Below are 20,372 nucleotides of genomic sequence, written 5' to 3'. Positions count from 1 at the left end.
CATCTTTTTAACTATATAGTTTTGGCAATAATCCTAGGCATTGAATCGTCCTGCGACGATACATCAGCATCTATTTGTATAGACGGTAAAATATCGTCTAATATTATTGCTAACCAGCTTGTCCATCAAAATTATGGAGGCGTTGTGCCCGAGTTGGCATCCCGCGTTCACCAGCAGAATATAGTTCCGGCAGTGCAGGAGGCTATATCCAAGGCAAAAATACATAAAAATGACATTGATGCCGTAGCTTTTACTCGCGGCCCGGGTTTATTAGGCTCATTATTGGTTGGAACGTCCTTTGCAAAGGCCTTTGCCCTGGCGAACCACCTGCCGCTAATAGAAGTGAATCATATGCAGGCTCATATCCTGGCGCACTTTATAGATGACGATAAACCCTCTTTCCCTTTTCTATGTCTTACCGTGTCGGGCGGGCATACCCAGATTGTGCTCGTAAAAGACTATTTCGATATGGAGGTTATCGGGCAGACTACCGATGATGCTGCAGGTGAGGCGTTCGACAAAACTGCGAAAATCCTTGGCTTGCCTTATCCCGGCGGACCGCTTATCGATAAATATGCGAAGGACGGCAATCCGGATGCCTATAAATTCCCGGAGCCTCAGATTCCCGGCCTTGATTTTAGCTTCAGTGGCCTGAAAACGTCCATTATGTATTTTGTGCGGGATCAGGTAAAGGCTGACCCGGATTTCCTGGTTAAGAACATAAATGATATCTGCGCTTCAGTGCAGAACCGGATCATTACCATTTTACTCAATAAAATAAAAAAGGCAGCAGCCGAGTACCAGATCAGCCGGATAGCCATAGCAGGTGGGGTTTCTGCGAATTCAGGATTAAGAAGCGCACTTCAGGAGGCCGCCGCCATTCACAACTGGAAGGTATTCATTCCCCAGTTTCAATATTGTACCGACAACGCGGGTATGATTGCGATAGCGGGGCATTATAAATATTTAAATAAGGAATTTGCCGGCCAGGACGTAGCTCCCTTAGCCCGGATGCATTTTTAATAATACCTTTGCCAACACATTTATACAACAATTATGCTGAGTGCTCCAAGTATCATCTTCTTTCTTATTTTCCTGATCCCGCTGGTAGGTTTTCTGATCTGGCTGATGAAAGAGGATAAACGTAAAGGCAAAATAGGACTTATGGTGTTAGCTTTTATGGTCATAGCCGGAGTCATGTTTATGTACCTCATGACCAGGGGCAAATAAAAATAAGGCAATCGCTGCTCTTTGTTGACTTTGGCAGGGTATTGGATATTTATTCCGAAATGAGAATTACGGAATCTGCATGAGTTCTGCAGATCATCACTATTAAACAAAACTACTTGCTGATGAAAAATGACAAAAATTCGAAGATTGCTTTAGCAATTATTGCCGGCGTCGCAGCGGGAGCAGCCACCTGGTATTTTATGAGTACAGAGAACGGAAAGCAGAACTGGTCAAGTTTGCTGAATACCGTGAAGGATGTTACGGATAAATTAATGGCTGTCGGATCTGAAAAAGGTTCAGTATTGGCAGCAGCTGGCAAAGAGGCCTCGGAGTTTATTGGACATAAAGCCAATGGATTGCTTGAGGATGCCAGAAAGTATTCTTAAAACGAACGTGATCGTTTAAAAGGACAAGGGGAAGCTATTTTAGTTTCCCCTTGTTGTTATAAGACGACCTCTTACATTTATTACAGGCAGGTTGGAGGTTCCTAGAAAGATCATCGTCATTCCGAACGACGAGAGGAACCTCTCCCTTGGACCTTCTTTCAAAAATCCTTCCCAGATATTGCTTATTGTGAAAATTAAATGCAACTTATTGCAGAATTAAATTTTTATCAATGAGACATTTTAAATCTGTATTATTCCTCCTGTTCCTTTTCATAGGAATGCAGGAAAGCTTTGGTCAGCCAGCCGAGCAGCTTGTAAAAGTAATGGTAGCGCCGGATCATACCAACTGGGAGTACCGCCCCGGCGAGAAAGTAAAGTTTACGGTAAACATCACGCACGCGGGTAATCCCTTGAAAAATGTGAAGGTCAGGTACGAGGTGGGACCTGAAAAAATGCCCCCTGTCAAAGTTGACTCCATGGTATCCAACGAGGGCCGCTTCACTATTGACGGCGGAACGATGACCAAACCGGGATTTCTGCGATGTGTGGTTTATGCTGAATTTAATGGTAAAAGATACCGCGGACTGGCAACGGCTGGATTTGATCCTGCGATGATCAAACCGGCGGGCGAAAACCCTGCTGACTTCGTTCAGTTTTGGGACAATGCCAAGGCCGACCTGGCAAAGATTCCGATGGACGCGCGGATGACCTTGATGCCTGAACGCTCGACGGAGAAAGTTAATGTCTATCATATTAATCTTCAGAACTTCAGGCCAGGCGCGCGCCTTTACGGGATACTATCCGTGCCTAAGAAGGAAGGAAAGTATCCGGCATTGCTGCGGGTTCCTGGTGCAGGAATAAGACCATATAACGGGGATATTGCTACCGCAGAGAAAGGTGTCATTACACTGGAGATCGGTATTCACGGTATACCGGTTAACATGGATCTTAGCCAGTATGCCAATCTTTCGGGTGGTGCTTTGTCAGGCTACCAGACATTTAACCTGGAGGATCCGGAAAGATATTATTTCAAGCGGGTATATATGGGCTGTGTGCGGGCGAATGACTTTCTTACGAGCCTTCCGCAGTTTGACGGCACTAACCTGGGGGTTACCGGCGGAAGCCAGGGGGGCGCCCTTTCAATAATTACGGCAGCTCTTGATCCGAGGGTTAAGTTCCTCGGAGCGTACTATCCTGCCTTGAGCGACCTGACCGGCTTCCTTATAGGCCGTGCCGGAGGGTGGCCTCATATGTTTAATAAAGACAACGTTAATGCTATAAGCACGAAAGATAAGATCAGAACTACCGGTTACTATGACGTGGTTAATTTCGCCCGGCTTCTTAAAGTTCCCGGAAAATATACCTGGGGCTTTAATGATGAAACCTGTCCGCCAACATCGATGCATGCCGCCTATAATGTGATTACCGCTCCAAAATCTTTGGATTTATTTCTGGAAACGGGCCACTGGCAATTTCCTGAGCAAAGGGAAGGAATGGAGAGATGGCTGCAGGCGAAGTTGGGGGTAAAATAAGTTGTTATTCCAGCGAAAGCTGGAACCTGCGTAAACTAAAAAAGCCCCTGATCGAATCGGGGGCTTTCCTGTTATATATCTCGTTTTACAACTTCTCTTCCAGATGATCAGCCGTAACCGTTGCCTTAATCCTGGTTTCCAATTCGTCCATCAGATCCGGGTTATCTAAGAGCAGCGCTTTTACAGCATCCCGTCCCTGGCCTAATTTGGTATCGCCGTAGCTGAACCATGAACCAGCTTTTTTAATGATATCAAAGTCGACCCCCAGGTCGATGATCTCCCCGGCTTTTGATATACCCTCGCCGAACATGACATCAAATTCTGCGATACGGAAAGGAGGAGCAAGTTTATTTTTCACGACCTTCACTTTCACCCTGTTTCCTGAAACCTCGTCAGTGTCCTTAATCTGAGAGATCCGGCGGATATCTAAACGTACCGAAGCATAAAATTTCAGAGCATTTCCACCTGTAGTGGTTTCAGGGCTTCCGAACATAACCCCGATCTTATCACGTAACTGGTTAATGAATATACAGCAGCAGCCGGTTTTTGAAATAGTCCCGGTTAATTTACGAAGGGCTTGCGACATTAAACGGGCGTGGAGGCCCATTTTAGAATCACCCATTTCACCTTCTATCTCAGCTTTCGGAACAAGGGCAGCAACCGAGTCAATTACGATGATGTCAATCGCTCCTGAACGGATAAGGTTATCCGCAATTTCTAATGCCTGCTCGCCGTTGTCAGGTTGAGAGATAAGCAGGTTTTCTATATCAACGCCCAATTTGCTCGCGTAAAACTTATCAAAGGCATGCTCTGCATCAATGAATGCAGCGATTCCCCCTTTTTTTTGAGCTTCGGCGATTGCATGGATAGCTAAAGTCGTTTTACCGGATGATTCAGGCCCGTAGACCTCGATCACCCTGCCTTTCGGGAGACCGCCAATGCCTAATGCAATGTCAAGGCTGATGGAGCCCGTAGAAATGGATTCTATGGGTTCTACAGCATCGTCGCCGAGTTTCATGACAGTGCCTTTACCGTATGATTTTTCAAGTTTGTCCAGCGTAAGCTGTAAAGCCTTTAATTTATCTGCGTTACTCATTATTTTAGTTTAATATTATCAAAAGTAAAAATAATTATTTAAAATGCTAAAAATATTATCATTATATTTTTTTCTGATCGTCTTCCATCTTTCGCAGGGTATTCTCCGCCAGCTTTTTTAATATTCTTCCCGTTTTGCTGCCCTCGTTCTTTTTCTTAGCTGCGAGCTTTTTGCTTTTAAGCCTGGCCTCTTGTTTTAAAAGTGCCGTTTCTGTCTGGCTCTGCTGATAATATTTGCAAAACCAGGTAAGCGGGCAGATGTGGCATTTCGGGTTCCTTGCCACGCAAATATATCGTCCATGAAGAATTAACCAGTGATGTGCTACATAGATTTTATCCTGCGGTAGGTATTTTACCAGCTGCTTCTCTACAGCGAGGGGTGTGGTCGCGTTCCTGGTGAGCCCGATACGGTTTGCTACTCTGAAAACGTGGGTATCAACGGCCATCGCCGGGGCGTTATAAATTACGGATGCGATCACATTCGCTGTCTTTCGTCCCACGCCGGGCATCTTCTGCAGGTCATCAATTTCTGAAGGCACTACACCATTGAATTCGGAGAGTAGCTTTTGAGCCATTCCCACCAGGTGTTTGGCTTTATTGTTAGGATAGCTGACGCTGCGGATATAGGTAAAGACTTCTTCGGGTGTGGATTGCGCCAGGCTCTGCGGGTCGGGAAAGCGTTCAAAAAGTTTCGGAGTAACCAGGTTAATCCGCTTGTCGGTGCATTGAGCCGACAAGATTACAGCAACAAGAAGCTCAAAGGGATTGCCATAGTTTAATTCTGTTTCTGCGTCCGGTTGGTGGGATGAGAAATAGTCGACAAAGGCTTTATAACGGTCTTTTCTTAGCACGCGCTAAAGATAGGCAGATGAAGCAGAAATCTGTTTTGAAATTATTAACAATCAAAAAAGCCAGCTCTTGAGCTGGCTTTTTTGGGAATTCTTACACCGATTTTGAGTATTTCAATATTCGGGCGATGACATCTTTGCCTGGAGTTCTAACTATTGTATTCAGATTTTTTTTAATCGAATCATAGAAAGACTGTTCCTCTTCACCGAGGTCTTCGGCTGTAGCAGTGTTTTGAACCATGTCGTTTTGTAAAGAATTTGTTGTTGGAGTAGAGGTTTCTATCATAAGCACATAAAGGTTTTAATTTTAAACGTACTTAATTTACGAATGTTATATCTAAAGTGAAATAATTTACACTTTTATTAGGAAGGCGGGAAACGCGAAACGAGAAACGGGTCTTAAGATATAACGAGCCTCAAAGCTCGCTTCTCGCATCTCGTATCTCTACGTATTCTTCAAACTCAGTTCCTTGCTCATCATCATTTTGCGAAGGTTATTCAGGGCATAACGCATGCGGCCCAGCGCGGTATTGATACTCACATCGGTAATGTCAGCAATCTCCTTGAAGCTCAGCTCTCCATAATGGCGCATGATCAGGACTTCTTTCTGTTCGGGAGGTAAAAGATGAATGAGTTCCCTTAGGTCCTTGTGAGTTTGCTCACGTATGATCCGGTCTTCAGTACTCTCATCATAGAACTTTAAGACTTCAAAAATATCAAAGCCCTCTACAGTAGTAACTACCGGCGTACGTTTCTCTTTACGGAAATGATCGATCACCAGATTGTGTGCAATCCGGATAACCCATGGCAGGAACTTGCCTTCCTCGTTATATTTCCCCGCCTTCAGCGTATTAATAACCTTTATAAAAGCATCCTGAAAAATATCCTCCGCGAGATAGGAGTCTTTTACCAATAAATAAATTGATGTGTAAATTTTTGTTTTGTGACGGCGGATCAATTCCTCCAGACTGGATTCATGACCCTCTAAATACTGATGCACCAGATCCTGATCGCTCTTCGATTGAAGTTTTATAGAACTCATACTCTAAATTCCCTTTTTTATAATATTATCAAAAGTTAATGAAGTAGAGTTTATCCGATAGTTTTTCTCCTATTTATGGTTGGTTGATCTGGTTATTAATCCCAAATGAAACAATTATTTTGCCAATATCAAAGAATAATTATTCAATCTTCGGTTTTAAGCTCATATAGCCGTATTTTTGCAAATTCAAATCGCGCATATATTTACATATACGTAATATAAAAGAATATAGGTTTACTGAATGAGCAGAGAAGCGGAAAAGGACCCGGCTAAAAATATCATTATCAAAGGGGCCAGGGTGCACAACTTAAAGAATATAGATGTTGCGATTCCCAAAAATAAACTGGTTGTTATTACCGGGATGTCAGGTTCGGGAAAGTCATCGCTGGCTTTTGATACGCTTTATGCCGAAGGTCAGAGGCGCTATGTAGAGAGCCTTTCCTCTTATGCCCGGCAGTTCATGGGCCGTATGAATAAGCCTGACGTGGATTTTATTAAGGGTATCGCGCCTGCAATTGCTATTGAACAGAAGGTGATCACGAGTAACCCAAGGTCTACCGTGGGCACTTCGACAGAGATCTACGATTATCTGAAGCTGCTTTTCTCGCGGATCGGCCGGACACTGTCGCCGGTTTCAGGCAAAGAAGTCAGGAAAGATACGGTGACCGATGTGGTCAATTTTATCTCCGCTTTAACACCAGATACATCTGTAACAATATTGTGCCCCCTGCATGCACATAATCAGAGATCGCTGAAAGAAGAACTCGCTGTTCTTCTTCAAAAAGGGTTTACGAGGGTTGTAATAGATGGTAAATTATCAAAGATTGAGGAACTGCTGGATGATAAGTCGACCGGAAACAAAAAATCCGGTACTGATGCAGATGTTAAGATTGTTATAGACCGGCTTTCGGTTGCGGGCGATGAGGAAACAGTAAGTCGGATGGCTGATTCAGCGCAGACAGCATTTTTTGAAGGCCGGGGTGATTGCCTGGTCGAGGAAAACGGCAATGTTCATCTTTTTTGCGACCGTTTCGAGCTGGATGGTATGCGATTCGAGGAGCCTACGCCAAACTTCTTCAGCTTTAATAATCCTTATGGGGCATGTAAGCGTTGTGAAGGATATGGAAAGGTGATCGGAATAGATGAAGACCTGGTTGTTCCTGACAAGAGCAAATCTATCTATGATGGTGCCATAGCACCCTGGAGAGGCGAAAAAATGGGGGAATGGCTTAATAAGCTGGTGAAAAGTGCCCTGAAGTTCGATTTCCCGATTCATCGCGCGTATAATCAGCTTACCGATGAGCAAAGAAAATTGCTCTGGACGGGGAACAGCTTTTTCAGTGGTTTAGACGATTTTTTTAAGGAGCTTGAGGCTCAGACATACAAAATACAGTATCGCGTTATGCTTTCGCGATACCGGGGTAAGACAACCTGTCCTGAATGTAAGGGCAGCCGTTTGCGCGAAGACGCTTCCTATGTAAAGATCAATGACATGTCGATCACTGATATTGTATTGATGCCGCTGGATAAAGCCTGGGAGTTTTTTGATACCCTGGAGCTCGATCCGTCAAGACAAAAGATCGCTAAGCGCTTATTAATGGAGATCAGCAACCGGATCAAATTCCTGAATGATGTAGGTTTAGGCTATCTGACACTGAACAGGCTTTCAAATACCTTGTCGGGCGGCGAGTCGCAACGGATTAACCTGGCAACTTCGTTGGGAAGTTCATTAGTAGGTTCGGTATATGTGCTGGACGAGCCCAGCATTGGGCTTCACCCCCGTGATACTCACCGCCTGATCGGGGTTTTAAAATCCTTGAGGGATGTGGGCAATACGGTTTTGGTAGTGGAGCATGAGGAGGAGATTATGCACGCAGCCGATCACATTATAGATATCGGGCCCGAGGCAGGTACTCATGGAGGTAATCTTGTTTTCACGGGGACATTTGACGAGATATTAAAGGACGAAAATAGCCTGACCGGCAAATATCTGAGCGGGGAGAAGTCGATAGACATTCCGAAGCAGAGACGGAAATGGCATGATTTCATCGAGATAAAAGGAGCGAGGGAGAATAATCTTAAGCATGTGAATGTGAAATTCCCGCTGAATGTTTTAAGCGTTGTTTCGGGTGTTTCAGGTTCAGGAAAAACCTCCCTGATCAAACGGATCCTGCAGCCGGCCCTACAAAAAGCTATTGGAAACTATTCCGGCGAACAAACCGGCGCTTATGATTCCATAGGAGGAGATTATGCGAAAGTGGAGCAGGTAGAAATTGTGGATCAGAACCCTATCGGCCGGTCGTCGCGTTCCAACCCGGTTACCTACGTGAAAGCCTGGGATGAGATCAGGAACTTATATGCATCGCAGGGCTCGGCAAAAGCGTCCGGGCTTAAACCCTCAGCTTTTTCATTCAATGTTGAAGGCGGGCGGTGTGACGTTTGCCAGGGCGAAGGGGAAGTAAAGATTGAGATGCAGTTTATGGCGGATATTTTTCTCCCATGTGAAGCCTGCGACGGCAAGCGCTTTAAGCAGCATATCCTGGACATTACCTATAAGGAGAAGAATGTTTTTGAAGTGCTTGACATGACTATTGATGAGGCGCTCCAGTTTTTCGAAAGTGAGCCAAAGATCATTTCAAAGATTAAGCCGCTGGTTGACGTGGGATTGGGATATGTGCACCTGGGACAATCGTCCAACACTTTATCGGGCGGTGAGGCTCAACGGATAAAGCTCGCCTCTTTCCTGGTTAAAGGGAATAACAGTAGTAAGACACTCTTTATTTTTGACGAGCCAACCACCGGGCTGCATTTTCACGACATTAAGAAGCTGCTGAAATCATTCGATGCGCTGATAGATCAGGGTAATACGATCATCGTGATAGAGCACAATATGGATGTGATCAAATGCGCCGACTGGGTGATCGATATCGGCCCGGAAGGCGGTGACAGGGGCGGTAATGTGGTGTTTGAAGGTACGCCGGAGGATTTGATTAAGGAGAAGAATTCGTATACGGGGAGTTTTTTAAAGGAGAGGTTTAAGGGGTAGGGTGAGATTGGAACTCATCACCGCACCACCAATTTATTCTCCTTAAACTTCCCGACCAAATACTCCGCATATCGCATAAAGCCCAGATCAGTCATGTGAGTTCCATCAACCGTGCCTTCGTTATCTGTGCCGATAGAGCCTTTAGCACTGATGTAAATAAGGTTTTTCATCCCACCTTTCACCAGCTTGTCGAACTCGGTTTTTAGCGCCCGGTTCTTATCCTCCATCGATTTTTTCAGAGGCGGTTCAAACAGGATCCGCGCGTATTCAATATTTTCTACAAATACGATCGGAGTGTTGGGATTCTTCGCCCTGATGGCTTTTGCGAGTGGCATGACGCTATCAGTTACCTGTTTGGGATTCATGTTAGGCAGGCAATCAATTACATAATAGGATGCCTTGATTCCCGAGATGAGCTCTGCTATTGGCGGATCCATCATGCCGTTGCCGCTGAAGCCGAAATTAATACAGTCAACATTGAGCTTCCTCGAGATAATATTGGTAAAAGCCATTCCCGGACGTGATGCACAGCCGCCCTGCAGGATGCTGGTACCATAAAAAACAATAGGTAATTGCTTTTCCGGTGCCGGCTTGCTTATCGTGCTTGAGCTGTCTATCCCTATTTCTACGTGGGTGGTTCCATCATATAGAGGTAAATAGAGTTTAAATTCTCGCTCCCCTGGTATGAGCGAACTGGTTAATGTTGCCACGTTTTCTTTGCCGGTAGGCCGGCCGGTATTTACGTAGGTCCATACTCCATTCAATTTGCAGTAAAGATCCACGCCTTTGATGCCTGTTTCGGGCATATGGTTCATCTTTATATCATTCAGAACGCCCCATTTTACTTTAATGGATGAGGAGTTCGTGTTGAATCGCAGGGATATACCCGCCGAATTCTTTGAAAGGTTCCATACCGGTTTGCGTACTTTATTTTGGTATGATGCGGGCAAACGATCGTAGGGGCTTTCTTTATCAGCTTCGGCAACTCCTGTACCTTCAATCAGGAAACTTTCCTTACCGTAATATTTACTGTCGTCTTTTTTCGCCGGTGTTTGTTGTGCGAGGGAGAATGTGTAAAAGCAGCAAAGGATCAGAACGTAAGTATATCTTTTCATTGTATAGATTTAGGAAAGCAATATAAGGGTTTCCCGGGAAATTCATTAAGTACTTCCGTATCATTTGAAAATGAGCGGAAATTACTAGATTGGGCTGGGAATCGGAGGTCTGAGGGAAGAGGTATGAGGTCGGATGGATTTCCGACACCTGTATATTCGTTGTGCATCTCCACCCAGCTTATACCTTATACCTCATGCCTTATACCTCATACCTCAGGTCAAATTAAGAAGAACATGACAACGTCGACCCCCACATCCAAAGACAAATTCTCCTCCTACGAAATACTTGTCATTATATTGCTTGCTTTAACCCAGTTTACGGTTGTTCTGGATTTTATGGTGATGTCGCCGCTGGGCGATATGCTGATGAAGTCGATGAACCTCTCTACCTCGCAGTTTGGTTTTTCTGTCTCGGCTTATGCATTCAGTGCCGGACTATCCGGTTTGCTCACCGCTGGTTTTGCCGACCGTTTTGACCGCAAGAAGTTACTGCTCTTCTTTTATATAGGTTTCATCGTCGGGACTTTGTTCTGCGGCTTAGCCACCACGTATCCCACGCTTCTGGCGGCCAGGATCTTCACGGGTCTTTTTGGCGGCGTGATCGGATCCATTTCGATGGCCATAGTTACTGACCTGTTTCCTATTGAGAAACGCGGGCGGGTGATGGGATTTCTGCAAATGGGCTTTGGCGCCAGTCAGGTGCTGGGAATACCCATCAGCTTATACATTGCCAATATATGGGGATGGCAGTCGCCGTTTTTAATGATTGTCGCCCTGGCAATAGTAATATGGCTGGTTATCGGGTTTAAGCTGCAGCCCATTGATAAGCACTTATCGATTCAAACGGATCGCAGTGCGCTGGGTCATTTATGGCATACTGTTGCCCAGCGGAATTACAGGATAGGCTTTTTAGCAACAGCTTTTCTTTCGCTGGGAGGGTTCATGATGATGCCCTGGGGAAGTGCGTTTGCGATAAATAACCTCGGGGTTACGGAACACCAGCTTCCATTGTTATTCATGTTCTCCGGGATATGCTCGCTGATCATTATGCCAATCGCCGGCAAACTGAGCGACCGGTTTGACAAGTTGAAGTTATTCGCGATTGCGTCTGTGTGGCTGAGTATCGTGGTGATCATTTATACCAATATGGGCCCCACACCATTTATTCTGGTGCTCGTGATGAATGTCGGTTTTATGATCGGCATAATGAGCCGCATGGTGCCGGCAATCGCGCTGTCCTCAGCCTTGCCGGGCAAGGAAGACAGGGGTGCATTCATGAGTATAAACGCCTCATTGCAGCAGATAGCCGGCGGCTTGGCGGCTGCCGTTGGGGGTATGATCGTAGTGCAGAAAGATAAATTCAGCCCACTGGAGCATTATGATACTCTGGGGTATGTAATCGTGATCCTTTCGGGGATATCGATATTTCTGCTTTATAGGGTCAGCATACTTGTCAAGGCTCAGACAGCTGAAAGTGGAAAACTGAAAACTGAAAATGAGCTGGTGCCTAGCTGATACCTGATACCCGAAAGCTCATAGCCCATTGCTCACAGCTCATAGCTATTCCAAAAGAATTTCCGTAATTTGCAGATTAGTAAAAAAGTACATATCACCCTATGCTTTCAAAAAAGACACGCTATGCTTTAAAAGCCCTTGTGGTACTTGGGAAGAATTTCGGTAAGGCGCCTTTGCAGATTTCAAGGATTGCGTCGGAAGAGAATATTCCCAAAAAATTCCTGGAACAGATACTTCTGGATCTTCGTAACGCCGGACTGCTATTTAGTAAAAAGGGTTCAGGCGGAGGCTATGGTTTGATAAAAGACCCGTCGGAAATTTTCCTGGTGCAGGTACTTCGCTTAACAGGTGGGCCGGTCTCCCTGCTGCCGTGTGTAAGCCTTAATTTTTACCAGAAATGCGATGAATGTATCAACGAAGGTACTTGCGGTGTGCGGGATGTTTTCCTTGATGTCAGGAACGCAACGTTGAAGGTGCTTAGTGAAACCAGCATAGCTGATATCATCACCAGGGAAAACACTTTGTTAAATGACACGCAAGAGTAAAAAAAGTAAAAAATAGACTACCATTTCTATATACTTTATCTTATATTTGGCAAATGAAAATCAAACGCACCTATATGTTCCATGTTCTTACAACGGGATGTTGTTATAAGAAGTGTTTGATTTGAGAATTGAAGAAGATTAGATATAACATTTAATACTATACATAACCTCTTCAACTATCGGTAGAAGAGGTTTTTTTATACAACTCGTTAGTACGTATGCAAAGTTTTAGAACAGAATTAGAGAATCCTATTGTAGAGCGGGATATTATATATCTTGAGAAGAAGATCCGGGCATTTCGCGAGGGCGAGATACATGAAGATAAATTCAGGAGTCTTCGTTTGGCGAGGGGAATCTATGGCCAGCGTCAGCCAGGCGTTCAAATGATCCGTATTAAACTGCCTTTTGGTAAGGTTACGTTTAAACAATTGCTACGTATAGCCGATATATCAGATGAATATGCCAGCAGCAACCTGCACTTAACTACCCGCCAGGATATACAAATACACTTCGTGAGCCTGGATAAGACACCGGAGCTGTGGGCAAAGCTTTCTGAAGATAGTATCACTACCCGCGAAGCGTGCGGAAATACAGTTAGAAACGTCACTGCTTCACCGACAGCGGGTATCGATCCTAAAGAGGCCTTTGATGTTTCTCCTTATGCTCAGGCAACTTTCGAATATTTCTTACGGAATCCTATTTGTCAGGAGATGGGCAGAAAGTTTAAGATGGCGTTTTCTTCCAATGAGGAAGACACCGCCTTTACCTATATACATGATATTGGCTTTGTGCCAAAGGTGAAGGTGGTCGACGGTGAGGAACAGCGCGGCTTTAAAGTAATGCTGGGAGGTAGTCTGGGTGCTCAGCCAATGCTTGGCTTTGTAGTACATGAGTTCCTGCCTGAAGATCAGGCGATCCCATATGCCGAATCGGTGCTTCGTGTGTTTGACAGATATGGAGAGAGAAATAACAGGAATAAAGCCAGGTTTAAATTCCTGATCCAGAAATTAGGATTAGAGGAGATTATCCGTTTAATTGAAGAAGAGAGAACGGCCAATAAGTCGAAAAGTTTTGTCGTGAATCGTGATACCGTCCCGCTTCCCAATATCCCGGAAGCAGGCGACTTTTCAGGTATCCAGCCTGACAACCAGGTGCAATATGATGAATGGCTCGCCACGAATGTATTTGAGCAAAAACAAACAGGCTTTTTCGGCGTGTATGTGAAAGTTCCTGTGGGAGATATACCTTCAGAGAGAACGCGTGAGTTCGTTGCAGCTATTAGGGACCTGGTAGCGGATGAGATCCGTATCACACAAAATCAGGGTTTATTGCTGAAGTTTGTCCGTAAGGAAGCTTTACCGTTGCTTTTCAATAATCTGAACAAGCTTGGAATGGCCGATCCTGGTTTTGATAGTGTGTCTGACGTGACTACCTGTCCGGGTACAGATACGTGTAACCTGGGGATATCAAATAGTATGGAGCTTGCCCGGGTACTTGGCGAACTGATCAAGACCGAGTATCACCATCTGATATATAATAAGGAGATCAATATAAAAATAAGTGGGTGTATGAATTCATGCGGACAGCATGGCTTGGCACACATCGGATTTCACGGTGCTTCGTTAAAAGCACAAGGTAAAGTACTTCCCTCAGTTCAGGTACTGCTAGGTGGCGGAACGGTGGGAAATGGCCATGGCCGGGTTGCTGATAAAGTCATTAAGGTGCCGTCTAAAAGGGCAACTCTTGTTTTACGGGCAGTTCTTGACGATTACGAAAGCAATTCAACAGAAGAAGAAAGTTTCCACGAATATTACGACCGTCAGGGGAAAGATTACTTCTATCAGATGCTCAAACCAATTGCCGACCTTAATACACTTGTTCCTGAGGAATTTGTGGATTGGGGGCATGTTGAAACCTACCATACAGCTATAGGTGTCGGAGAATGTGCGGGCGTTATGATAGACCTGGTGGCAACACTTTTATTAGAAACCGACGAGAAGATGTCGTGGGCTGATGAGTCGTTCGCTGCAGGAGCTTATGCTGATGCAATTTCTCATACATACAGTGTATTCGTTAGTGCCGCTAAAGCATTGCTGCTCGACAAGGGCGTAAACTGTAATACCCAGATTGGGATATTGCGTGATTTTGATGAGCAGTACGGAGAAAATAGAGAGCTATACAACTACAGCAGCTTCCAGGAACTGGTATTGCAGATCAATAAAAATGAGCCAAGTGCAGAGTTCGCACAGAGCTACAGAGAGGCGGCAGTTAATTTTGTTAAACAAGTCAGAGCGAACAGAGAGGCGCTTCTACAATCATGATAGTTACAGATAAAATAGTAAAAGAGCCAAGAATTACCTTGGTTGGTGCAGGCCCGGGTGATGCGGAGCTTATTAGTCTAAAAGGTGTGCGTATCCTGAAGTCTGCTGATGTAGTGCTATACGATGCCCTGGTGAATAACGAATTGCTCGATTTTGCTCCGGAGCATGCAATTAAAGTCTACGTAGGTAAAAGATCAGGAGATCATTCATATTCTCAGCAGGCTGTTAATAAGTTAATGATCGATTACGCGCTTAATTACGGGCACGTTGTGCGCCTCAAAGGTGGTGATCCGTTCGTTTTTGGCCGCGGTTTTGAAGAGCTGGAAATTGCCGCTTCTTACAGCATTCCTGCTGAAGTTGTTCCCGGGATTTCATCAAGCATTTCTGTTCCTGCCTTACAGGGAATTCCTGTTACGCATCGCGGTACCAGCGAAAGCTTTTGGGTGATCACGGGTACAACGACTAACGGGGAGGTGTCTAAAGATCTTTATGCTGCAGCAAAAACAGATGCCACGGTTGTGGTATTGATGGGAGTAAAGAAGTTAAAAGAGATCGCTGCGATATTTGAAGCAGAGGGCAAAGGAAGGTTACCGGTTGCAGTAATCCAGAACGGCTCGATGGCGAACGAGAAGATTGTTGTCGGCACCGCTGCTACAATTGCAGAAGCTGCAGCGGATCAGAAAATAGATTCTCCTGCACTGATCATTTTCGGTGAGGTGGTTGGCCTGCATTCCTTGTATCAGCCGATCAGGGCATTTTATGAGTGTTCTGAGTAAAGAAAATATCGATAAAGATAAAGATGCAGCTGGAAACCAGTTGTTTCCGGTATTTCTTAAGCTCAATGAGCTCAGGGTCCTGCTTGTTGGCGCCGGAAATGTCGGACTTGAAAAGCTCAATGCACTGATAGCAAACAGTCCGGAAAGTCAAATAACTATCGTAGCTGAGCGATTCTCAGCTGAGGTTGTTGAGCTGGCAGGCAGATATCCTCAAATAAAGACAAATCACAGGAAATTTGATCCTTCTGATCTGGAGGGGCAGGATCTGGTGATAATTGCAACGGGTAATAATACCCTGAACGCTGAAATAAGGAGCTTTGCCAGAGACCGGCATCTTTTAATCAACGTAGCCGATAAACCGGATCTGTGCGATTTCTATTTAGGATCCATTGTTAAAAAGGGTGATCTGAAGATTGGGATCTCTACAAATGGAAAATCACCCACTATCGCTAAGCGCCTGAAAGAGGTTTTTCAGGAAAATTTACCGGGCGGGCTTGATATAAGTCTTCAGCAAATGAACCAGCTAAGGAATACGCTTAGTGGCGACTTTGCTAATAAGGTAAGCGAATTGAATAAGGCAACGGCAGTTCTGGTAACTCCTGTCAAAGGGCATAGCGCCACTGCGAAAATAAAGTGGATCCTGACCGGTGCGGCGCTTGGAGCGATTGGCACGGCTCTGCTTTATTCTGTGTTCCAGGGTCTTTTTAGTTTAGATAAATAAGTATTTTTGCCGAAATCTCATAAAATGAAAGAATCATCCAAATTCATCCGCACCCAAACCCAGCGGTCTTCGCAAAGGGAACATTCTGTGCCGTTATATCTTACATCCAGTTTTATGTTTGATGATGCAGAGCACGGAAGGGCGATGTTCACGGAGGAGGTTCAGGGTAATATTTATTCGCGTTATTCAAATCCCAATACTTCTGAGTTTATTCAGAAGGTTTGTGATTCGGAAGGCGCGGAGGCCGGGCTGGCATTTTCTTCGGGAATGGCTGCCGTCTTCGCTTCTTTTGCGGGATTACTGAAAAGCGGTGACCACATCGTTGCCTTCCGTTCCATATTTGGTTCAACGCACCAGCTGTTTACTCAGCTTTTACCCAGATGGGGAATCACCACAACATATGTAGATGCTTCTAAACCGGAAGATTTTGAAAAGGCACTCCGTCCGGAAACGAAAATGGTGTTTTTGGAAACCCCTTCGAATCCAGGCCTGGAATTGGTTGACCTGGAGTGGCTTGGTGGCTTGAAGAAGAAGCATAATTTTATTTTAAATGTTGATAATTGCTTTGCGACACCATATCTGCAAAAGCCTATTGAATACGGAGCGGATCTTGTAAGCCACTCTTCCACGAAGTATATGGATGGGCAGGGACGGGTTTTAGGCGGTGTGGTAGTTGGCCGGCAAGATCTTATTAAAGAAATGATGTTTTTCATCAGGCATACAGGACCGGCAATGTCGGCTTTTAACGCCTGGATATTCTCCAAAAGTCTGGAAACTCTTCCGGTACGTATGGATCGGCATTGCAGCAATGCGCTGTCAGTTGCGGAAGCTTTAGAACAGCATGAAGATGTTGAAGTGGTTAGGTATCCTTTTCTTCCTTCGCACCCTCAATATGAGCTGGCAAAACGCCAGATGAAACAGGGGGGCGGAGTTGTGACTTTTATTTTAAAGGGAGGAATGGAACGGGCTATGAGATTTCTCGATGCCCTGGAGATGATTAGTTTATCTTCTAACCTGGGTGACACCCGGACTATTGCAACCCATCCGGTATCGACCACTCATTCGAAATTAACAGATGATGAAAGAGCCCAGATTGGGATTTTCCCAGGCAGTATTCGCGTTTCTGTTGGGCTTGAGGACGTAAATGACATTGTTAAGGATCTGACCACAGCTTTAGACAGGTCGAAATAATATTTGATATATGAATACGGCGGATTTACTTCAGGGAATAAAAGGTTTAGGGATAGTGGAATCGCTGAATTATATAGTGGACCGGTACCCCGGGAAGGTTGTGTTTTCAACAAGCTTTGGCTGGGAGGATCAGGTAATATCGCACATAATTTTCAAGAATGACCTTCCTATAAAGGTGTTTACACTGGAAACAGGTCGTCTGTTTCCTGAAACTTACTACGTATGGAACCGCACGCTGGAAATGTACGGCAAGCAGATCCATGCTTATTACCCCAATACCCAGGCTGTAGAGAACATGATCAGTTCAAAGGGTCCAAGCAGCTTCTATGAGTCGGTAGAAAATCGTAAAGAATGCTGCGGCATCCGTAAGGTGGAGCCGCTGAAGCGCGCACTTGCCGGTAACTCCGTGTGGATCACGGGAATCCGTGCAGACCAGTCCCTGAACCGCGAACATATGGACAACGTAGAGTGGGATGAAGGGAATCAGATACTAAAGTATCACCCCATCTTCGATTGGACCCTGGAACAGGTTAAGGAGTATATCAGGGAAAATAATGTCCCTTACAACCCGCTGCATGATAAAGGTTTTCCAAGTATTGGTTGTGCCCCGTGCACACGCGCCGTACGGGAGGGCGAGGATTTCCGCGCCGGAAGATGGTGGTGGGAAGATCAGAGTAAAAAAGAGTGCGGATTACACACTGCGCAATAGATTAATAAAGGATATTGTCTCCCTTCCTTTAAAGGGGGCTGTCCGCCTTGGGCGGATCCGGCAGTTATCGGATAAGGGGTTAAAAGCCCAGGTGAATTAATAAAAATATGAATAAACAGGACACGACGTATTTAGACCAGCTGGAAGCCGAAGCAATACACATATTGCGGGAAGTAGCCGGCCAGTTTGAAAAACCAGCATTATTATTTTCCGGCGGGAAGGATTCAATCACATTAGTGAGGCTTGCAGAAAAGGCGTTCAGGCCGGGGAAATTCCCATTTCCGCTGGTACACATTGATACCGGGCATAATTTTCCGGAAACGATCACCTATCGCGATAAGATGATCGATCGATTGGGTGAGAAGCTCATTGTAGGTTATGTGCAGGATTCTATTGATCAGGGTAAGGTGATCGAGCAGAAAGGTAAGAATGCGAGCAGAAATGCTTTGCAGACGGTAACCCTGCTGGATACGATTGCAGCTAATAAGTTCGACGCTTGTATAGGCGGTGCCCGCAGGGATGAGGAGAAGGCGCGAGCTAAAGAAAGGATCTTTTCCGTTCGCGATGAGTTCGGCCAATGGGATCCCAAGCGCCAGCGCCCGGAGTTGTGGAACGTTTACAATGGTAAGATCCACAAAGGGGAAAACGTAAGAGTTTTCCCGATCAGTAACTGGACGGAGCTGGATGTTTGGAATTATATCCGCAGAGAGGAAATCGAACTTCCTTCTATCTATTTTGCACATCAGCGGGATGTTATTACAAGAAATGGCCAATTAATGGCTGCTGCGGAGTTCCTTAATATGGATGAGCAGGATGTTATAGCAAATAAAAATGTACGGTTCAGGACCGTGGGCGACATGACCTGTACAGCGGCTGTAGAGTCAGATGCATTTTTAATAGATGATATAATTGAAGAAATAAAGGCGTCAAAGATCAGCGAAAGAGGCGCCCGTATGGATGATAAGGTTTCTGAGGCTGCAATGGAAGATCGTAAAAAGGGAGGATATTTTTAATCATGGATTTACTAAAATTTTTTACAGCAGGAAGCGTGGACGATGGTAAGAGTACTCTTATCGGCAGACTTCTTTTCGATAGTGAATCTATATTAGCCGATCAGCTGGAAGCTCTTCAGCAGTCGAACCGTAAGAACGACGACGGAACTATTGATTTAGCCATTTTAACTGACGGCCTGAAAGCGGAACGTGAGCAGGGAATAACTATTGACGTAGCCTATAAATATTTCCAGACCGACAACAGAAAGTTTATAATTGCTGATACCCCGGGGCATATTCAGTACACGAGAAATATGGTTACCGGAGCTTCTAATTCGAATCTTGCTATTATTCTTGTCGATGCAAGAAATGGCGTGGTTGAACAGACGGTAAGGCATTCATTTATCGTATCACTTCTTGAATTAAAGCACGTGGTTGTTTGTGTCAATAAGATGGATATGGTTAATTATAGCCAGGAAACATTTGACAACATTCATAAAGCTTATTCTGAAATAGCTTCAAAGCTTCATTTGAACGAGGTTACATACATACCCGTTAGTGCACTAAAAGGGGATAATGTGGTAAACGTGTCTGTGAATATGCCATGGTATACCGGGAAGAGTTTGTTGGACCATTTGGAAACTATCGAGGTAAACGAAGATGAAAAATCTCCCCAGGCCAGAATGCCCGTACAGTGGGTGATCAGGCCTCAAACGGACGAACTGCATGACTATCGTGGGTATGCCGGCCGGGTGTCCAGTGGCAGCTTCCACGTGAATGATAAGGTCACAATTCTTCCGTCGGGTGTAAGATCCGAGATCAGCAGGATCGAAACCTTTGGACAGGACCAGCAGGAGATCCATAGCGGTATGTCGGTGACGCTGCATCTTAAAGATAATGTGGATATCAGCCGTGGCGATATCCTGGTAAATTCATCTCACGAACCCATCGTATCTCAGCTTATTGAAGCCGATCTTTGCTGGATGGATACCAAGCCCCTGGACGATTCAATCATGTATCTGGTTCAGCATAACAGTAAGCAAACGAAATGTAAGATTCGCGAAATGCTTCATAAGGTTAATATTAACACTCTGGAGAAGATCCCGGCAGATACTTTTCAGTTGAATGATATTGGCCGTGTTGTTATTAAAACTGCTGATGCCCTAGCTTTCGATCTCTATCATGAGAATAAGCAAAACGGCGGAGCAATTTTGATTGACAGCCGCACAAATCTTACCGTTGGGGCTTTGATGTTCAGGGCTTCTGTCGAATAGATCGCTTGCAATACCAGCTTTTAGATGTTTCGTG

Annotated in this window: 18 protein-coding genes; 14 read left to right on the top strand and 4 right to left on the bottom strand. The window is 45.0% G+C overall.

What is annotated here, in order from left to right; all coding sequences use genetic code 11:
- Positions 1-21: 21 nt before the first annotated feature.
- The 4 genes from tsaD (at position 22) to P2W76_RS13535 (ending at position 3,148) form a co-directional block, all read left to right on the top strand.
- The gene (tsaD, locus tag P2W76_RS13550; protein WP_276348363.1) at positions 22-1,023 is read left to right on the top strand and encodes a tRNA (adenosine(37)-N6)-threonylcarbamoyltransferase complex transferase subunit TsaD; all 1,002 of its coding nucleotides are present in this window, start codon (positions 22-24) and stop codon (positions 1,021-1,023) included.
- 33 nt (positions 1,024-1,056) lie between these two features.
- On the top strand, positions 1,057-1,230 hold the full coding sequence (locus P2W76_RS13545) for a hypothetical protein (RefSeq protein ID WP_276348362.1): 174 nt from the start codon (positions 1,057-1,059) through the stop codon (positions 1,228-1,230).
- A 122-nt stretch (positions 1,231-1,352) separates the two neighbouring features.
- Positions 1,353-1,616 carry a hypothetical protein gene (locus P2W76_RS13540; RefSeq protein ID WP_276348361.1) on the top strand — a complete coding sequence of 88 codons (264 nt, stop codon included), beginning with the start codon at positions 1,353-1,355 and terminating at the stop codon, positions 1,614-1,616.
- A 230-nt stretch (positions 1,617-1,846) separates the two neighbouring features.
- Positions 1,847-3,148, top strand: coding sequence for an acetylxylan esterase (locus P2W76_RS13535; protein WP_276348360.1), 1,302 nt, complete (start codon positions 1,847-1,849; stop codon positions 3,146-3,148).
- Between the two features lie 85 nt (positions 3,149-3,233).
- On the opposite strand, the gene recA is transcribed toward P2W76_RS13535, so the two are convergent.
- From recA to P2W76_RS13520, 3 genes are all read right to left on the bottom strand, one after another.
- Entirely contained in the window at positions 3,234-4,244 is a 1,011-nt protein-coding gene (recA, locus tag P2W76_RS13530) for a recombinase RecA (protein WP_276348359.1), read from the bottom strand.
- Positions 4,245-4,305: 61 nt separating this feature from the next.
- A complete protein-coding gene (gene nth, locus P2W76_RS13525; protein ID WP_276348358.1) occupies positions 4,306-5,094 on the bottom strand; it encodes an endonuclease III in 789 nt (262 codons plus the stop codon).
- 442 nt (positions 5,095-5,536) lie between these two features.
- A complete protein-coding gene (locus P2W76_RS13520; RefSeq protein ID WP_276348382.1) occupies positions 5,537-6,124 on the bottom strand; it encodes a sigma-70 family RNA polymerase sigma factor in 588 nt (195 codons plus the stop codon).
- 250 nt (positions 6,125-6,374) lie between these two features.
- On the opposite strand from P2W76_RS13520, the gene uvrA reads away from it, so the two are divergent.
- Positions 6,375-9,179: an excinuclease ABC subunit UvrA gene (gene uvrA / locus P2W76_RS13515; RefSeq protein WP_276348357.1), complete on the top strand. Its 2,805-nt coding sequence runs from the start codon at positions 6,375-6,377 to the stop codon at positions 9,177-9,179.
- Positions 9,180-9,196: 17 nt separating this feature from the next.
- On the opposite strand, the gene P2W76_RS13510 is transcribed toward uvrA, so the two are convergent.
- Complete coding sequence (locus P2W76_RS13510; protein WP_276348356.1) at positions 9,197-10,294, bottom strand: SGNH/GDSL hydrolase family protein; 1,098 nt, start codon at positions 10,292-10,294, stop codon at positions 9,197-9,199.
- Positions 10,295-10,528: 234 nt separating this feature from the next.
- Here P2W76_RS13510 and P2W76_RS13505 point away from each other — a divergent pair, with 234 nt between their 5' ends.
- From P2W76_RS13505 to P2W76_RS13465, 9 genes are all read left to right on the top strand, one after another.
- Positions 10,529-11,809, top strand: coding sequence for an MFS transporter (locus tag P2W76_RS13505; RefSeq protein WP_276348355.1), 1,281 nt, complete (start codon positions 10,529-10,531; stop codon positions 11,807-11,809).
- Between the two features lie 101 nt (positions 11,810-11,910).
- Positions 11,911-12,354, top strand: coding sequence for an Rrf2 family transcriptional regulator (locus P2W76_RS13500; RefSeq protein ID WP_276348354.1), 444 nt, complete (start codon positions 11,911-11,913; stop codon positions 12,352-12,354).
- 218 nt (positions 12,355-12,572) lie between these two features.
- Positions 12,573-14,675, top strand: a complete 2,103-nt coding sequence (locus P2W76_RS13495; RefSeq protein WP_276348353.1) for a nitrite/sulfite reductase — start codon at positions 12,573-12,575, stop codon at positions 14,673-14,675.
- The gene (cobA, locus tag P2W76_RS13490; protein ID WP_276348352.1) at positions 14,672-15,451 is read left to right on the top strand and encodes a uroporphyrinogen-III C-methyltransferase; all 780 of its coding nucleotides are present in this window, start codon (positions 14,672-14,674) and stop codon (positions 15,449-15,451) included. Before P2W76_RS13495 ends, cobA begins: the two co-directional genes overlap by 4 nt.
- Positions 15,435-16,172, top strand: coding sequence for a bifunctional precorrin-2 dehydrogenase/sirohydrochlorin ferrochelatase (locus tag P2W76_RS13485; protein ID WP_276348351.1), 738 nt, complete (start codon positions 15,435-15,437; stop codon positions 16,170-16,172). Before cobA ends, P2W76_RS13485 begins: the two co-directional genes overlap by 17 nt.
- A gap of 24 nt (positions 16,173-16,196) precedes the next feature.
- On the top strand, positions 16,197-17,363 hold the full coding sequence (locus tag P2W76_RS13480) for an aminotransferase class I/II-fold pyridoxal phosphate-dependent enzyme (RefSeq protein WP_276348350.1): 1,167 nt from the start codon (positions 16,197-16,199) through the stop codon (positions 17,361-17,363).
- A gap of 10 nt (positions 17,364-17,373) precedes the next feature.
- A complete protein-coding gene (locus P2W76_RS13475; RefSeq protein ID WP_276348349.1) occupies positions 17,374-18,072 on the top strand; it encodes a phosphoadenylyl-sulfate reductase in 699 nt (232 codons plus the stop codon).
- 107 nt (positions 18,073-18,179) lie between these two features.
- Positions 18,180-19,085 carry a sulfate adenylyltransferase subunit CysD gene (gene cysD / locus P2W76_RS13470; RefSeq protein ID WP_276348348.1) on the top strand — a complete coding sequence of 302 codons (906 nt, stop codon included), beginning with the start codon at positions 18,180-18,182 and terminating at the stop codon, positions 19,083-19,085.
- Positions 19,086-19,087: 2 nt separating this feature from the next.
- Positions 19,088-20,338 (top strand): GTP-binding protein, encoded by a 1,251-nt coding sequence (locus P2W76_RS13465; RefSeq protein ID WP_276348347.1) that lies wholly within the window; start codon positions 19,088-19,090, stop codon positions 20,336-20,338.
- Positions 20,339-20,372 lie beyond the last annotated feature (34 nt).

This window comes from Daejeonella sp. JGW-45 (assembly GCF_029360805.1).
GTDB lineage: Bacteria > Bacteroidota > Bacteroidia > Sphingobacteriales > Sphingobacteriaceae > Daejeonella.
Note: the sequence above shows the minus strand (reverse complement) of the source record. Positions and strands in the feature narration are given on the sequence as shown.